Consider the following 15,216-nt stretch of genomic DNA (forward strand, 5'->3'; position numbering starts at 1 on the left):
CGCCCGCCGGATGCGGCGGATCGCCGGCCCGGTCGACGAGGATCGCACTGCGGCCGGCTCCGGGCCGGACGGGCCCGTCGTCCTTCGCACCCCGCCGGAGTCACCATGGCCCACCCACGGACCCCGCCCGCCCACGGCGCTTCCGGACCTCGCTCCTGCCCGTCCTGCTTCCCATCGCGGCCCTGATCGTGGCGGCGGTCGGCCTGTGGTCGTGGCTGCAGTTCTCCGAGCGGCAGACAAACGACACGGTCCACACCGTCGGGTCCCGGGCCGCCGACCAGGTGGACGTCGAGGCCACCGTCCAGCGCGTCGACGCGGCCGCCAGGGAGCTGGTCCTGCGGGTCCGCGTCATCCCGCGCGGGACCCTCGGTGAGGAGGGGGGCATCGCCCCGGTGTCCGACCTCACCCTCCAGACGACCGAGGCCACCCTCGGCGACCTGGCCTACAAGGCGCACGAGCGGCTCGCGACCAAGGACGTACAGATCGCGATGACGGGTGGGTCGATCAGCGACTACCCGTTCGACACCTATGAGACCGACGTCGGGTTCGGGGCGCTGGTGGGCGGCAGGGAAGTGCCGGTGCGGATGCTGTTCTCCAACAACGACACCCTCTTCGCGACGGACGCGACACCCGTGCCCTCCCGGCGGGGCGCCGTCGTGGCGCTGGAGGTGTTCCGGTCGGAGCCCTCTGCCTGACCGTCACGGTACTCACGGGCGTCCGCAGCGCCATCCGCACCGACGGCATCCCGAACTCCTGACCGGGACTCGAAAAGACGGTCGGCATCCGCCGGAACCGCTCGCGGGTTACCCGACGGTAGGGAATGATGGCAGGCGACCATCCACACGGCCGGGGGCTGAGCAGCGGTGACGACTTTCGACGAACTGACCACGGTGCACGCCTTCCGGGACGACGCCCTGGGAGAGCACGACGCCGTCGGTCTCGCGGCGGCGATCCGGCGGGGCGAGGTGTCCGCCGCCGAGGCCGTCCGGGCCGCGCAGGACCGGGTGCGTGCGGTCGAGGCGCGGCTGGGCGCGGTCCAGACGTACGTCGAAAACCCCGTGCCCGCCGCCTCGACGGGCGGCGCGTTCGCCGGCGTGCCGACCTTCGTCAAGGACAACACCGACTACGAGGGGCTGCCCACGGGCCACGGCAGTGCAGCTTTCCGCCCCCGCGCGGCCCGGCAGCACGCGCCGTTCGCGCGGCAGTTCCTCAGCACCGGCGTCACGGTGCTGGGCAAGACCCGGCTGCCCGAGTTCGGCTTCAGTCCGACCACCGAGTACGTGGGTGCCGAACCGGTGCGCAACCCGTGGCACACGGACTGCTCGGCCGGTGGTTCGTCGGGCGGCAGTGCGGCCCTCGTCGCCGCCGGTGCGGTGCCCATCGCGCACGCCAACGACGGCGGCGGCTCGATCCGGATACCCTCCGCCTGCTGCGGGCTCGTCGGCCTCAAGCCGAGCCGCGGCCGGGTCGTGCCGAGCGCCCTGAGCCGCCAACTGCCGCTCGACATCGTCTCCGACGGGATCGTGAGCCGTTCCGTACGCGACGCCGCCGCGTTCCTCGCCGCCGCCGAGACGTACCGGCCCAGCCGCAAGCTCCCGCCCGTGGGGCTGGTCGAAGGCCCCTCGTCCCGGCGGCTGCGCATCGGGTTCCTCATCGACTCGGTGCACGGCGTGCGCACCGACACCGCCACCCGGGAAGCGGTCGAGAAGACCGCGGCGACGCTCGGACGCCTCGGCCACACCGTGGAGCCGGTGGAGCTGCGCATCGACCCGGTCTTCGCCGACGACTTCCGCACGTACTGGGGGATGCTGTCCTTCCTCCTCGGCGTCACCGGCCGGAGCCTCGGTGAGGACTTCGACCGGCGCCGCATGGACAGCCTCAGCCTCGGGCTCCGCGAGGACTACCTCAGGAACTGGCGGCGGACCCCGGGCGTCGTGCGGCGGCTGAAGCGCACGAAGGAGGCGTACGCGGCATCGTTCCGCGGGCTCGACCTCGTGATGTCGCCCGTGCTCGCCCACACCACGCCGCGGATCGGCCACCTCAGCCCGACCGTCCCCTACGCCACGCTGATCGAGCGGATCGTCGGGTACGTGGCGTTCACCCCGGTCGACAACGTCGTCGGCACGCCGTCGGTGTCGCTGCCCACTGCGAGCTCGACCGAGGAGGGCCTGCCCATCGGCGTCATGTTCTCCGGCCGCCCCGGCAGTGAGCGCAAGCTGCTGGAGATCGCGTTCGAGCTGGAGGCCGACCGCCCGTTCCGGCGCATCCAGGACCTCTGACGCCCCTGCCGTCCGCCATGTGATTGCGTCCTACATCCACTCTGCGGCTGCCCGGAGTGCGCGCTCCTGTACCTGCCGGTACCGTCGAAATGCGCGCGTTCCGCCCACACCGCTGCGGCGTGGCCCCACTGGGCAGCCGCAGGACGCCGGCACAGGAACGGACTCCCATGACACTGCACCGAGTCAACGCGGCGGCAGCGGCGGCCGCTCTGGCCTGCCTGGCGGCGTTCGGCCCGCTCCCGAGCAGTGCCGCCTCACCGTCCGCCGATGCCGCCGGGCCCAGCCCGGCGGCTCCGCCGCGGTTCGTGCCGGGCGCCTGTCCCAGGACGCCCGAGCCGATCGAAGCGCTGAGCACGGCACGGTGCGGGGTCCTGGAGGTCCCCGAGAACCGCTCCCGCCCCGGCGGGAGGACCATCGAGCTGGCCGTGGCGGTCATCAAGCCCGTCTCGGCGAAGCCCGCCCCCGACCCGGTGGTGTTCATGGCGGGCGGCCCCGGCGCCGACACCTTCGACGACATCCCCTTCCTGATCGGCTCCGGCCTGAACAAGGACCGCGAGCTGATCGTCATGGCCCAGCGCGGAAACCTGTACGACCGGCCGAACCTGGCCTGCCCGGAGGTCGACCGGTTCAACGAGAAGGCCGTCGGCTTCGGTTGGGACTCGGCGGCGGCGAAGCAGCTGATGCTCAAGGCGTTCCAGGAGTGCCGGGACCGCCTGACGGCCGACGGGACCGACCTGAGCGCCTACAACAGCACCGAGAACGCAGCGGACTTCGCCGACCTGCGCACGGCTCTCGGCATCAAGCAGTGGAACGTCTACGGGTATTCGTACGGCACCAACCTCGGCCTCACCTACCTGCGCCTGCACCCCGAGGGCATCCGCTCGGTGGCACTCGACTCGCTCAGCCCACCGCAGGTCACGATCCTGCCGTGGGGCTGGAGCAGCGCCAAGGAAGGGATCGACAACACCTTCGACGCGTGCGCGGCCGAGCCCGCCTGCAAGAGCCGCTACCCGGACCTCCGCAAGACCCTGAACGAGCAGGTGCGCAGGCTCGAGGCGAAGCCCCTGACCCTGAACGCGACTCCGCCCGGAGGCGGGAAGCCGGTGAAGGTCGTCCTCGACGGAGGCACCCTGCTGAACATGACGGTCGGCTTCAACGTCAAGCCGGCCGACCTCCCCGCGGCACTGGAAGAGCTGAGCCGGGGCAACCCGGAGCGCTTCGCGCAGGGCCGCGCCAAGGACTCCGTCCAGCCCATCGGCATGACCGCGCACGGCCTGACGCAGTCGGTGGCGTGCAGCGAGTGGGTACCGGGCACCACGGAGTCCGACGTGCTGGAGGCGGGGCGCGCGTCCTTCCCCACTTGGCCCGCGACGGTCCTGGCACAGACGCCGCAACTGCCTTTCCAGTACGACGTGTGCGGGGTCTGGAAGGTCGCGGACCGTGCGGCCGAGCACCGGATCGCCACCGTCAGTCCGGTGCCGGCGCTCGTCGTCTCCGGGACGTTCGACATGAAGACCGGGGCGAGTTACGCGAAGGACGCCTCCCGCACCCTGTCCCACTCCACCTCCGTGCTGATCCCCGGGATCGGGCACTGGGTCGTCCCGCAGTCACCGTGCGCGCAGAGCGTTCTGGCCTCGTTCCTGGCCGATCCGACCGCGCCCGACACGAGTTGCGTGGCCGGTCTCGAGCCCGCACCGTTCACGATCACCCCGAAGTGACCGGGAGGACAGATGGCTTCCCACCCCATGCCCCGCCACCGGCGCACCGCACGACGGATCCGCGCGACCGCGGCCGGTGCGGCGGCCGGACTCCTCATCACCGGCCTGCTCGCCGCGCCCGCCCAGGCGGAGGACGACGGCGGAACGCCGATCGGTACGACCGCCGGGAAGGCGGGCGACGCGACCTACGAGCCGGGCGCCTGCCCGAAGACGGCGGAGCCGGTCCCCGAGCTCAAGGGGGCCCGCTGCGGGACGCTCACGGTGCCCGAGAACCGCGCGAAGCCGAACGGCCGGACCATCAAGCTGGGCGTGGCGATCGTGCCGGCACGGGCTGCCGAACCCGAACCCGACCCGATCGTGTGGCTGGCCGGCGGACCCGGCGACGACGCGGTCGGGGAGGCGAAGATGGCCGTCGACGGCGGCCTGAACCGCGACCGGGACCTGATCCTCATGTCCCAGAGGGGCACGTACTCGGCCGAGCCGAACGTCCTCTGCCCCAACATCGACGAGTTCAACGCCCGTGCGGTCGGCCTCGTCTACGACGCACCCTCCACCGGACGGCTGCACGTCGCGGCCACGAAGGCCTGCCGCGACAAGCTGGCGGCCCGCGGGATCGACCTCAGCGCCTACAACGACATCGAGAGCGCCGCCGACTACGCCGACCTGAGGAAGGCGCTGGGCGTCAAGAACTGGAACGTGTACGGCATCTCCTACGGCACCCACCTGGCGCTCAACTACATGCGCCTGCACCCGGAAGGACTCCGGTCGGTCGGCATCGACGGCATCCTGCCGCCGTCCAGGTCGGGTTCGGCCGCGACCTGGAGCAGTGCCAGACAGGGCTTCGACGGCCTGTTCAAGGCCTGCGCCGAGCAGCCCGCGTGCAACCGCCGCTATCCGAACCTGTCGGCCACCTTCGACCGCCTCGTACGCGAGCTGGAGGCCAAGCCGATCACGACCACGGTCACCGTCCCCGGTCAGCCGAAGCCGGTGAAGGTGGTCCTGGACGGCGGAGCGCTGGTGAACTGGATGACCTCCGCCACGCACGTGGCGCCCCTGGTGCCCGCGGAAATCGACGAGCTCGCCCACGGCAAGCCGCAGCGGATCGCCGAGCAGTACGCGGGTGGCAAGCTCAGCCCCGCCGCCATGGGACGCGTGGCCCACGGGCTGGTCTACGGCGTCTTCTGCAGCCAGTGGACTCCGTACGAGGACCGGGGCGCGGCGGTCCGGGGCGGGCAGGCGGCCTTCCCGTCCTACCCCCGCTCGGTACAGGCCCAGTCGCCGCAGCTCAACTTCCTCCACGAGGACTGTGACGCCTGGAAGGTGCCCGCGGCGGCTCGCTCGGTCCGGGACGTCACCCGCAGCGACATCCCGACGCTCGCCATCTCGGGCGGGTTCGACTCCCAGACCGGCGCGGACAACGGCCCCTACGTCGCCCGCACGCTGGGCAACGCCACCGTGGTGACGGTTCCCTACGAACCCCACGTGGTGTTCGCGACGTCGAAGTGCGCGCAGGAGATCACCGTCTCCTTCTTCGACGACCCGTCCGCCCCGGACACCGCGTGCCTGAGCGGCCTGAAGCCGCCCGAGTTCGAGATCGCCCCCGGAAGCCCGAGTCCTTGAGGCCGTGCCGGCGGGCTCAGTCGAGACAGAACTCGTTGCCCTCGACGTCCTGCATCACGAGGCAGGACTCGTCGAAGCCGTCGGCACGCAGCAGCCTCACGCGCACGCCGCCGAGTGCGACCAGCCGGGCGCACTCGGCCTCGAGCACGGCGACGCGCTCCTCCCCCACCAGACCGGTGCCGACCCGCACGTCGAGGTGCACCCGGTTCTTGACGGCCTTGCCCTCGGGAACGCGCTGGAAGTACATGCGCGGCCCCACACCCGTCGGGTCCATGCAGACGAACCCCGCGCCCTGGCGCTCGGGCGGCAGGGACCGGTGGTGGTCGTCCCAGGTGTCGAACCCCTCCGGGGGCGGCGGTACGACGTACCCCAGCACCTCGCACCAGAAACGGGCGACGCGCTCGGGTTCCGCGCAGTCGAAGGTGACCTGGAACTTCTTGATCGTCGACATCCGCCCATCGTAGGGCGGGGTGTACCTCCGGGCCCGCGCATTTTCCGGCTTGCCCGGCGGGACAGGTGACCGTCGGACACACGAATCGTTGGACGTCCCAAACGATCACGCGGAGGGGCCGGAGATGACTGGACGAGCCAAGGCCGCCGGGCAGTTGTTCCTCGGGAACGCCGAGGACGTGACGCACACCGCGGAGGCCCTGGCCCGGGGTCACGCGGTGGCGCACGGGTTCGGCAATTTCTACGCCCTCACGGCACGCCCCGACCGCGGCGCCGTCGAGCGCGTGAACCTGATGAAGGGCCGCCCCGCGGGCCAGGTCGGCAGCGTCACCACCGTCGGCGCGCACGTGCCGTCCCTGTTCGACTGGTGCCGGCTGCCGGCGGAGTTCCGGCGGCGGCAGATCGGGGACCTGGTCGAAGAGCTTTTCGCCCTCGGCCCGTTCGGGTTCCGGGGCCCCGCCGCCCAGCACGTCCCCGCACACCTGACGGCGGTCCAGGACGGAATCCCGACCGTGCAGCTCATCGGGCCCGGCTACCGCTGCCCCTCCAACGCCTTCCTCGCCGCGGCGCTCGAGGCGACGGACTCGGACTTTCTGTCCGTCACCTCGGTCAGCCGCTCCCGTCACCGGACCGGAGCGGCCCACGAACCCGCCCACTGGCAGGCCTCGGGCCTGATCGCGGAGTTCGGCCACGAGCCCGGGGTCACCACCCTCATCCACGACGACGAGGCCGCCGCGCGCCGCCGGCACCCCCATCACGAGCCGATGTCGACCACGGTGCTCTCCTTCCACCGCGCCACCGGCCACGACCGTTCGGCCCTGCCCGCCCTGACCCTCGAACGGCACGGCTCCCTCTCCGCCGACCACACCCGGGCCATCGCCGCCAACCACGGCTTCGCCCTGGTCATCGGCCCCCGGGCCGAGCAGCGGCTCACCGCGCGCGCATACGCCGGCTGACGGACTCCGCCGTACGCCGTAAGCCCACGGGGCGCGCTGGGCGTGGGCAGGCTGATGCGGTTCATACCGCGCTCGGTGATCACCGCCTCCGATCAAATCAGACACATCCGAAACCAAGGGGATTCGAACAGATCACAACAGTTCAATTGCCGCGAATAAACGGACGTCAAGCCGCCCGCTGTCCGTTAATCCTTTAGGCTGACCATCTCATCCCGGGCTGACGAATCAGGATTTTCAGTTACGGGAATCCATGGAAAGCGCGGCCGATTGCAGGGGAATGTCAGAAATTGATGTACCGGCCTTCAGGAAACCGTCGCAGGTGATGGGGCTGGAACTCGCCAGGGCTTTGACCGAGGCACCGCTGGACCGGATCTCCGGAACACTGCTGGTGGCCGGGGATCCCGGCGGATCCTTCCACCTCAGCGGCGGTGCAATCGTCGAGGTGGTCTCTCCGGGTGCGCCCGGGGCGGAGACCCTGCTCCTGCGATCCGGCCGTATCCGTGAGGCGGACTGGGCCTCCGCCTCGGAGTCCAGTACCGCAGGACGTCCCATCGGAGCCGAGCTCGTCGCCCGGAAACTGGTCGGCGCCGCGGAATTACAGCTGATATGCGTGGCGGCCGCGCTGGATGGAGCCCTCGCAGTCGGAATGGGCAGGATCGACGGTTTCAACCTGGAGCGGGATGCATACGGCTGTCGACTGGCCGCGCCCGAGGCCATCGAACCCGACTGGCTGGTACGTGAGGCGGAACGGCGGATCCGGGCCCTCGTCTCGCGCCGGCACCCCTTCTCGCCCTTCCGCACCCGGCTCGGCCGGACCGAGGCCGGCACCGCGGCCCTGGACGCCGCAGCCGCCGGTGAGCGTCGGGAGATCCTGCTCCGGCTCAACGGCCGGCGCAGCGCCCGGGACATCGCGTTCCTCCTCGGCCGGAGCCTGTACGCCGTCACGGTGGAGGTGTCCCGGCTGCTGGTGGAGGGGCTGGTCGAAGCGGTGGTACCCGCCCGGGCCAAGGACCACCTCTTCGGACCCGCCACCACTGCGGGCGGCCTGCCGCGCCGGCTGCCGGGGGCGAGCGGCGTCAACGACATCCTGCCGCTCAGGCCGGCGGCCGGTCACTAGGGCCTCCGACGGGGCGGCGCGCAGGACGTACCGGCGGCGGACACCTTCGCGCGCCGTCGGCGGCACACGCACATGAACGAACACGACAGGAGAGCAGTGACAACCAGGAAAGCCCAGCTGGCAGCAGAGGTGAGGACACTGAGGGACCAGGTCGTCGGCGTCACCGACGTCGTGGTGGCCTCCGTCGACGGCCTGCTGATCACCGCGGAGACCGACGACACCGCGGAACCCGAGAGCCTGGCCGCCCTCACCGCGGCGACCCTCAACATCGCCCGCCGGGCAGGCTCCATGACCAGCAGGGGCATGCTCCACCACACGGTGTCGCGGTTCACCGACGGCTACCTCGTCACCCACGCCCTCGGCGAGATGGCGCTGATCGGGGTGCTCGGCGACGCGGGCATGGACATCACCCGCCTGCACACCGAGACGCAGGCCTCCGCGCAGCGCATCACCACCTTGCTCACCGAACCCGCCGCGGACGCGGACGCTCCGCGACGCGGAGCAGCGGGACAGACCGACGGCACCGAAGAAGGAGCACGATGAGCGGGTCGGAACCGCGAGGACCGCAGACCATGGCGGGGCGGGTCTCGAGCATCGTCAAGGCCCTGCGCGCCGACGTACCGGACTGTGTGGCCGCGGGAGTCATCGACATGTCCACGGGCATGCTGCTGTCGGTGGAGACGGTCGACTCGCATCCGCCGGAGGTGCTCGACATGCTGGCGGCGGCCACCCTCGACCTGTTCCAGGGCCGCAACGTGCTGATGATCGAAGGCATCTTCAAGGAGCGCCGCGGGGTCGTCAGCGACCGCCACTACTTCCAGGAGATCCTCGTCAACAGCGACAACCTCACGCACCTCTTCCTCAGGGTGGAGAGCGACGACGAGGTCGTGGCCGTCGTGGTCTGCCGCAAGACGGTGAACGTGGGCATGCTCTTCGCCCAGGCCCGCCGGGTCCTGAAGGACCAGGGGCAGCTGTGACCGGCGTGCCGCCCCGCCCGTGACGGCACGTCCGTACAGGGCCTCCCGGACTTCTCGTCGACCGTCCGGTCGACGAGAAGTCCGGGGACCACGCCCTACTCGGTGCCCGGTGGCGGCGCACACCATGGTGAACCTCGAGCCCCACTACCGCCCGTCCCGACGGAGGTCCCCGACGTCGTCCTGACCGGCCACGCCCCGAGCGGGCGGACGGCCGAGTTCCGGCCGCGGCACCACTGACGCGCCCGTCGGCCGGGCGCCCGGGCGCACAGCACCGACAGGAGGAAGGAGGGGAGTCCGGTGGTCGAGGAAACCCCTGGCAGCAAGCCCTCCGCTACGCCAACCGCGCCGATCCCCGCGGCTACGACTCGCCTGCGGCGAGGGGGAACTCCGTCCAGACGGTCTTGCCGTCCCGGGTGTAGCGGGTGCCCCACCGTTCGGTGAGCTGGGCCACCAGGAAGAGGCCGCGGCCGCCCTCATCGGTGGTGCGGGCCCGTCGCAGGTGCGGAGCCGTGCTGCTGCTGTCGGAGACCTCGCAGATCAGGCTGCGGTCGCGGATGAGGCGCAGGGTCAGCAGCGCGCCGCCGCCGTACCGGTAGGCGTTCGTGGCCAGTTCACTGACGACCAGTTCGGCGGTGAAGGCCAGCTCCCCCAGCCCCCACCGCGTCAGCGTGGCCTCCGTCAGCTGCCGTGCCCGTGCGGCGGCGGTCGGCTCCGCGGGCAGTTCCCAGGAGGCGACCTGCTCCGGCGCCAGCACGCGGGTGCGGGCGAGGAGCAGCGCGACGTCGTCCGGCGGGTGATCCGGCAGCAGGGCGGTCTGCACGTCCGTACACGTCTCCTTCAGGGAGCGGCCGGGCCGGGACAGGGCCTCTCGCAGCCGTTCGAGTCCCTCGTCGAGTTCGAGGCCGCGAGCCTCCACCAGGCCGTTCGTGTACAGCGCCAGCAGGCTTCCCTCGGCGAGTTCCAGCTCGGCGGACTCGAACGGAAGTCCGCCCAGCCCCAGCGGCGGCCCCTCGGGAAGGTCGGGCATGCTCACCGCCCCGTCGGAGGTCACCACGGCGGGCGGCAGGTGACCTGCCCGGGCCAGGGTGCAGCGCCGGGAGGTGGGATCGTAGACCGCGTAGAGGCACGTCGCGCCGACGATCTGCCGGCCCGGCGGGCGTCCGCCGGCCGGCTCCTGCTCGGCTGCCAGGCGGTTGACCAGGTCGTCCAGGTGGGAGAGGACCTCGTCCGGGGCGTAGTCGAGGCCGGCCAGGGTGTGCACGGCCGTGCGCAGGCGGCCCATGGTGGCCGCGGCGTGCAGACCGTGACCGACGACGTCGCCGACGACGAGGGCGACACGTGCTCCGGAGAGCGGGATGACGTCGAACCAGTCGCCGCCGACGCCGGTGGCGGGATCCGCAGGCAGATAGAGGTGCGCGACCTCGACGGCGCTGTATTCGGGCAGCTCCTGCGGAAGCAGGCTGCGCTGCAGGGTCAGCGCGGCCTGGTGCTGCTGGGCGTAGCGGCGTGCGTTGTCGATGCACAGGGCGGCCCGCGCGGCGAATTCCTCTGCGAGCGTGAGGTCGTCCTCCTCGAACGGCTCGGGCCGCTCGGCCCGCCACAGGCTGAGCAGGCCGAGGAGCAGGCCGCGGGCCGTCAGCGGTACGACGATCAGCGAGTGGGCGCGCAGCCCGAAGGCGCGCCGGGTGCGCTCCGGATCCTGGAAGTACCAGCCGGGGCTGCTCCGGAGCACCGGTTCGAGGATGGGCTGCTGCTCGGCGAGGCACTTGGCCTGCGGGGTACGGGGGTCGAAGTGGAAGACCTCTCCGGCGGAGTACATCACCTGCAGCGCCTCCGCCATGACCGAGTGGACGGCCATTCTGCGGACGGCTCCGCTCCCCTCCTCGGCGGTCTCGTCGTCCCGGGCGACCGACTCCAGCAGATCCACCGAGACGGCGTCCGCGAGGTCGGGGACGGCGACGTCGGCCAGCTCCCGGGTGGTCCGGCCGAGGTCCAGTGTGGTCCCGATGAGGGCGCTCGCCCGGTTGAGCAGGGCGAGCCGCCGCCGGGCCCGGTAGCGGTCGGTGACGTCCTCCACCAGTTGGGTGACTCCGAGGATCTCGCCGGAGAGGGCCTCCATCCGGAACGCCGACACCGAGACGACCCGCTCGCGGCCGGGGTCGCTCCGCAGGCGACAGGGCTGTTCGGTGAAGATCAGGGGGACGCCCGTCTCCAGCACCCGCCGCAGACGGGATTCGATCGTCTGCAGGTCCGGACCGATGAGGAAGTCGCCGATGCGCCGGCTGCGGATCTCCGCCGTGGAGAGCTGTGTGAACCGGGCCAGCGCCCGGTTGATGCGCAGGATGCTCAGGTCGGGGGCGTGGACGGACAGACCGATCGGGGAGCGCCGGAACAGACCGTCCAGGACCGATCGGTCGGTCTCCCACTGGAGCACCTCCTCTGCCGGGGCGATGACGAGGAACCACTCACGGGACGGTCCTGCGCGGATGACGGCGCGCGCCCGGAATCCCAGCTCCACCCGTCGCCCGCTGCGGTGCCGGACGTGCAGAACGCCGGACCAGCCCCCGTCGCGCTCGCACGCGGCCGCCGCGTCCCGGACCGCCTCGTGGTCACGGGGGTCGACCAGGAGCTCCAGGGCCGTGCGGCCCAGCACCTCGTCGGGCGGGTAGCCGAGGTGCTCCTGTGCGCGCCCGCTCCAGCCGACGACCCTGCCGTGGTCGTCCAGGACCGCCGAGGCAGAGTTGTGCAGCGCGAACGGGTCCTCGGGCAGCTCACCCGATCCCGGCGCCGGTGCGTCCATGACTGCCACCCTTCGACCTGCTCGACCTGCTCTGCCTTCCCAGCGGACCGCACGGCGGGCAATGCCGCGGCGACTACTCGCAGTGACCGGAGTTCAGGGCTCGAGCAGTCGGCTCCTCTTCAGTATCGCCGCGCGGCTGCAGGTCGGCAGAGGGTCGTCCGGCGGCCGCCGGACTTGCGCGCCGTGGCGGGTGCCGGGGGGGCGGCCCGGATGGGCATGCCGCCTTCGGAGTAATGACCGTTCTCCCTGTTCGGCCGTGCCACGCTGTGGTCCCGATTGATCAGGGTCGTGTCAGGAGACCGAATGCACCGCTCGGGTGAGGGGTTGGGTGAGCGGATCCGTCCTGCCCTGCGGGCAGAACCGAAGGCATCGGTGCGGACGCGGCGCAGTCCTGGCGCCGGGCGCCCGTAATGGCGGGAAGCGAGGAGGGGAACCACCCGGGGCAGCCGCACGTTCCCGACCTGCACCTGCGCCTGCGTACCGAGTTGGCCAGGATCGACGAGCAACTCCTCTCCCTGCTGGCCGCCATGGACCGGCTGCAGGGCCTCCTCGATGCGGTGGTGTCCATCAGCCAGGAGGTGGAGCTGCACGACGTCCTCCTGCGCATCGTGACCACCGCCATGGACCTGGTCGGCGCCCGCTACGGGGCCATGGGCGTACTCGGCGAGTCCGGCGAGCACTTGGAGCAGTTCATCACCGCCGGCCTGTCCGAGCAGGAACGCGCCGATCTGGCCGCGACCGGTCTGCCCCGCGGCCGGGGTGTCCTCGGGCACCTGATCCACCACCCCGAACCCCTGCGGGTCGACAGCATCTCGGACCATCCGTCGTCCGTCGGGTTCCCGTCCGGCCACCCGCACATGCACACCCTGCTCGGCGTCGCCATCAGCGTCCGCGGCGAGATCTACGGTGACCTCTACCTCTCCGAGCGGCGTGACGGGCAGCCGTTCGACGTCCACGACGAGAACGTCGTCCTCGCCCTGGCCAGTGCCGCCGGAATCGCGATCGAGAAGGTCCGCCTGTTCGAACGGGTGCGCCTCGGGGCCGAGCAATTCCAGCGGCTGCTGCTGCCCACCCTGCCGGACCTGCGGCCTTTCACCGCCGCCGCCATCTACCGGCCCGCGGCCGAGCCCAGCCAGCTCGGCGGGGACTGGTACGACGCCATCCCGCTGGCCGACGACACCGTGGCGGTGGTCATCGGCGATGTGGTCGGTCACGATCTGAAGGCCGCGGCCTCCATGGCCTCCACCCGCAACATGCTGCGGGCTCTGCTGTTCGAGCAGACCCGTCCGCCCAGCACCGTCCTCGCCCAGCTCGACCGCACCCTGCACGCCATCACGAGCAACCCCGTCACCACCACGACCCTGGCACGCATCGAACCCGAGGAACCGGGCTGGCGACTGCGCTGGAGCACCGCGGGCCACGTACCACCGCTGCTGATCGCCCCCGGGCGCCCGGCGGAGTACCTCTTCGCCGAGCCCGGGCTGCCGCTCGGCGTCGACCCCGACGAGCCGCGCCCCGACCATTCCCGCTTCCTGCCGCCGGAGTCCACCGTGGTGTTCTTCACGGACGGGCTGGTCGAACACCCTGGGTACTCCATCGACGAGAGTCTCGACCGGCTCGCCGAGCTCGCCACCGTCCATGCCGGCCTGCCCCTGCAGGAGTTCGTCCAGGCCCTGGCCGATCACCACCCCAGCGACGGTCACGACGACCTCGCCATCCTCGCCCTGCGCACCCCGCGCCCGGATGCCCGTGGCGCGTAGCCCGGCCGACGGCGGCATGGAGGATCCGAGGGATCCGAGGGATGATGGAGTTCGGGGCGATATCGATGTGGAGGTATCGCCTGATGGGTGTCGCGCGGCCCGGACGTCTCCGGCAGGCCGGCCCGGCCGTCCTGCAGATCTGCGTCGTTGCCGCGCTGTACTACGGCTCGGCCACGCTGGGCCTGGTCCAGCAGCTCGTGGGAGGCCAGGTCACCCCGCTGTGGCCGCCGACCGGCATCGCCGTGGCGAGCCTGCTCCTGCTCGGTCTGCGGGTCTGGCCCGGGATCGCGCTGGGCGCGTTCCTGGTCAACGTCCCGCTCGGCCCGTCGCTCCTGGCCGTCCTCGCGATCACGGCGGGGAACACCCTCGCGCCCGTCTGCTCGTACGCGCTGCTCCGGCGTACGCGGTTCCGCCCGGAACTGGACCGCTTGCAGGACGCGCTGGGGCTGATCTTCCTCGGTGCGCTCACCGGGATGCTGGTCAGCGCGACGGTGGGCAGCGGGACCCTGGCCGTCTCCGGTGAGCTGAGCGCCGGGGAATTCTGGCCGACGTGGTCGGTCTGGTGGACCGGCGACGCGATGGGCGTACTGGTGGTGACGCCCGTCCTGCTCGTGCTCCGCTTCGCACGCTGGCCGAAGGGCGCGCCGCCGTCCCGTTGGGCGGAGGGGCTGCTCCTCGCGGCCGCCACCGTCTTCGTGGGCTTCCTCGAGATCAGCAACGCGCCTCTCCTCTTCCTCGGCTTCCCGCTGCTGATCTGGGCGGCCTTCCGCTTCCAGCTGGCCGGGGCGGCGCTCTGCGCCCTGTCCGTGTCGACCTTCGCCATCGTCGCCGCTGCCCGCGGCTCAGGCCCGTTCGCCGGTCATGACCTGCTCACCAACATGATCACCCTCCAGGCGTTCAACGGTTCGTCCTCCCTGACCGCGCTGCTGGTCGCGGCTGCCGTCAGCCAGCGCAACCAGACCCAGGACGAGATCGCCCGAGCCTGCGGGCTGCTGGCCGACATGGTGGCCAAGGCCACCGCCGGCGACCGCCGCCCGAGGCTCCCGGGCCGTGGGGGCGAGCCGGAGAAGGAGGCCGGACGAACCGAGTAGTCGGCGTGCCCGTGCCTAAGCGGGCAGTGCGGGGAAGACGACCAGGGAGCCGTCCTTGGTGCGGGCCATGTCGATCGTCACGTCCGTGGTGCGGCTGTCGACCATGACGCCGTCGCCCAACCGGTGAATCCGGTGTGCCGCGCTCAGGAGGCGATCGACTTCACCGGTCGTGAGGACGGGCAGCAAACCGTTCGGGCGTGCCAGTTCCAGTGCCGACAGGCGCACCAGGACCCCTGCCACGGCCATGAGCACGAGCGGAGCTGCCACGGTGAGCGCCGTCCCGCCGGCGGCCGCCTTCGCCTGGACCACCAGGCGGTACAGGCTCTCGCCGGAAGCGGTCGCCCTGGCCACCGTCAGGGAACTCCGCGCCGATTGCGTGACGGCGCATCACCGCCGCGCGCCGCGGCGGCAGCGAAGTCGACCCGGCGTCCGCCCGCAGGCTCGTCGA

General features: G+C 71.6%; 12 protein-coding genes and 1 pseudogene. 10 read left to right on the forward strand and 3 right to left on the reverse strand.

All coding sequences use genetic code 11. The annotated features are described in order from the left end of the window. The first annotated feature begins 188 nt into the window (after positions 1 to 188). From ACIGFK_RS39720 to ACIGFK_RS39735, 4 genes are all read left to right on the forward strand, one after another. Positions 189 to 695 (forward strand): DUF4436 family protein, encoded by a 507-nt coding sequence (locus ACIGFK_RS39720; protein WP_400055778.1) that lies wholly within the window; start codon positions 189 to 191, stop codon positions 693 to 695. A gap of 168 nt (positions 696 to 863) precedes the next feature. After that, positions 864 to 2,279, forward strand: coding sequence for an amidase (locus tag ACIGFK_RS39725; protein WP_400055780.1), 1,416 nt, complete (start codon positions 864 to 866; stop codon positions 2,277 to 2,279). Between the two features lie 167 nt (positions 2,280 to 2,446). Continuing rightward, positions 2,447 to 3,997, forward strand: coding sequence for an alpha/beta fold hydrolase (locus tag ACIGFK_RS39730; protein ID WP_400055781.1), 1,551 nt, complete (start codon positions 2,447 to 2,449; stop codon positions 3,995 to 3,997). Between the two features lie 12 nt (positions 3,998 to 4,009). Further along, positions 4,010 to 5,617, forward strand: a complete 1,608-nt coding sequence (locus tag ACIGFK_RS39735) for an alpha/beta fold hydrolase (RefSeq protein WP_400055783.1) — start codon at positions 4,010 to 4,012, stop codon at positions 5,615 to 5,617. A 16-nt stretch (positions 5,618 to 5,633) separates the two neighbouring features. Here ACIGFK_RS39735 and ACIGFK_RS39740 read toward each other — a convergent pair whose 3' ends face one another. Beyond that, positions 5,634 to 6,068, reverse strand: coding sequence for a VOC family protein (locus ACIGFK_RS39740; protein WP_376660101.1), 435 nt, complete (start codon positions 6,066 to 6,068; stop codon positions 5,634 to 5,636). A gap of 124 nt (positions 6,069 to 6,192) precedes the next feature. Here ACIGFK_RS39740 and ACIGFK_RS39745 point away from each other — a divergent pair, with 124 nt between their 5' ends. The 4 genes from ACIGFK_RS39745 (at position 6,193) to ACIGFK_RS39760 (ending at position 9,117) form a co-directional block, all read left to right on the forward strand. Next, positions 6,193 to 7,023: a hypothetical protein gene (locus ACIGFK_RS39745; protein WP_400055785.1), complete on the forward strand. Its 831-nt coding sequence runs from the start codon at positions 6,193 to 6,195 to the stop codon at positions 7,021 to 7,023. A gap of 322 nt (positions 7,024 to 7,345) precedes the next feature. Then, positions 7,346 to 8,140, forward strand: coding sequence for a MarR family transcriptional regulator (locus tag ACIGFK_RS39750; protein WP_386470702.1), 795 nt, complete (start codon positions 7,346 to 7,348; stop codon positions 8,138 to 8,140). Positions 8,141 to 8,236: 96 nt separating this feature from the next. Then, positions 8,237 to 8,683: a roadblock/LC7 domain-containing protein gene (locus ACIGFK_RS39755; protein WP_376660104.1), complete on the forward strand. Its 447-nt coding sequence runs from the start codon at positions 8,237 to 8,239 to the stop codon at positions 8,681 to 8,683. 29 nt (positions 8,684 to 8,712) lie between these two features. Next, positions 8,713 to 9,117: a hypothetical protein gene (locus ACIGFK_RS39760; RefSeq protein ID WP_376660107.1), complete on the forward strand. Its 405-nt coding sequence runs from the start codon at positions 8,713 to 8,715 to the stop codon at positions 9,115 to 9,117. A 358-nt stretch (positions 9,118 to 9,475) separates the two neighbouring features. Here ACIGFK_RS39760 and ACIGFK_RS39765 read toward each other — a convergent pair whose 3' ends face one another. Continuing rightward, positions 9,476 to 11,917, reverse strand: a complete 2,442-nt coding sequence (locus tag ACIGFK_RS39765; RefSeq protein WP_386470705.1) for a SpoIIE family protein phosphatase — start codon at positions 11,915 to 11,917, stop codon at positions 9,476 to 9,478. A 410-nt stretch (positions 11,918 to 12,327) separates the two neighbouring features. Here ACIGFK_RS39765 and ACIGFK_RS39770 point away from each other — a divergent pair, with 410 nt between their 5' ends. Together ACIGFK_RS39770 and ACIGFK_RS39775 are read left to right on the forward strand one after the other, a co-directional pair. After that, positions 12,328 to 13,677 carry a PP2C family protein-serine/threonine phosphatase gene (locus tag ACIGFK_RS39770; RefSeq protein WP_386470707.1) on the forward strand — a complete coding sequence of 450 codons (1,350 nt, stop codon included), beginning with the start codon at positions 12,328 to 12,330 and terminating at the stop codon, positions 13,675 to 13,677. 83 nt (positions 13,678 to 13,760) lie between these two features. Continuing rightward, positions 13,761 to 14,768 (forward strand): MASE1 domain-containing protein, encoded by a 1,008-nt coding sequence (locus ACIGFK_RS39775; RefSeq protein ID WP_376660329.1) that lies wholly within the window; start codon positions 13,761 to 13,763, stop codon positions 14,766 to 14,768. A 15-nt stretch (positions 14,769 to 14,783) separates the two neighbouring features. On the opposite strand, the pseudogene ACIGFK_RS39780 reads toward ACIGFK_RS39775, so the two are convergent. Then, a pseudogene (locus ACIGFK_RS39780) lies at positions 14,784 to 15,008 on the reverse strand (hypothetical protein); the annotation flags it as partial. Positions 15,009 to 15,216: the final 208 nt, after the last annotated feature.

The organism is Streptomyces sp. NPDC085524 (assembly GCF_044541755.1).
Lineage (GTDB): Bacteria > Actinomycetota > Actinomycetes > Streptomycetales > Streptomycetaceae > Streptomyces.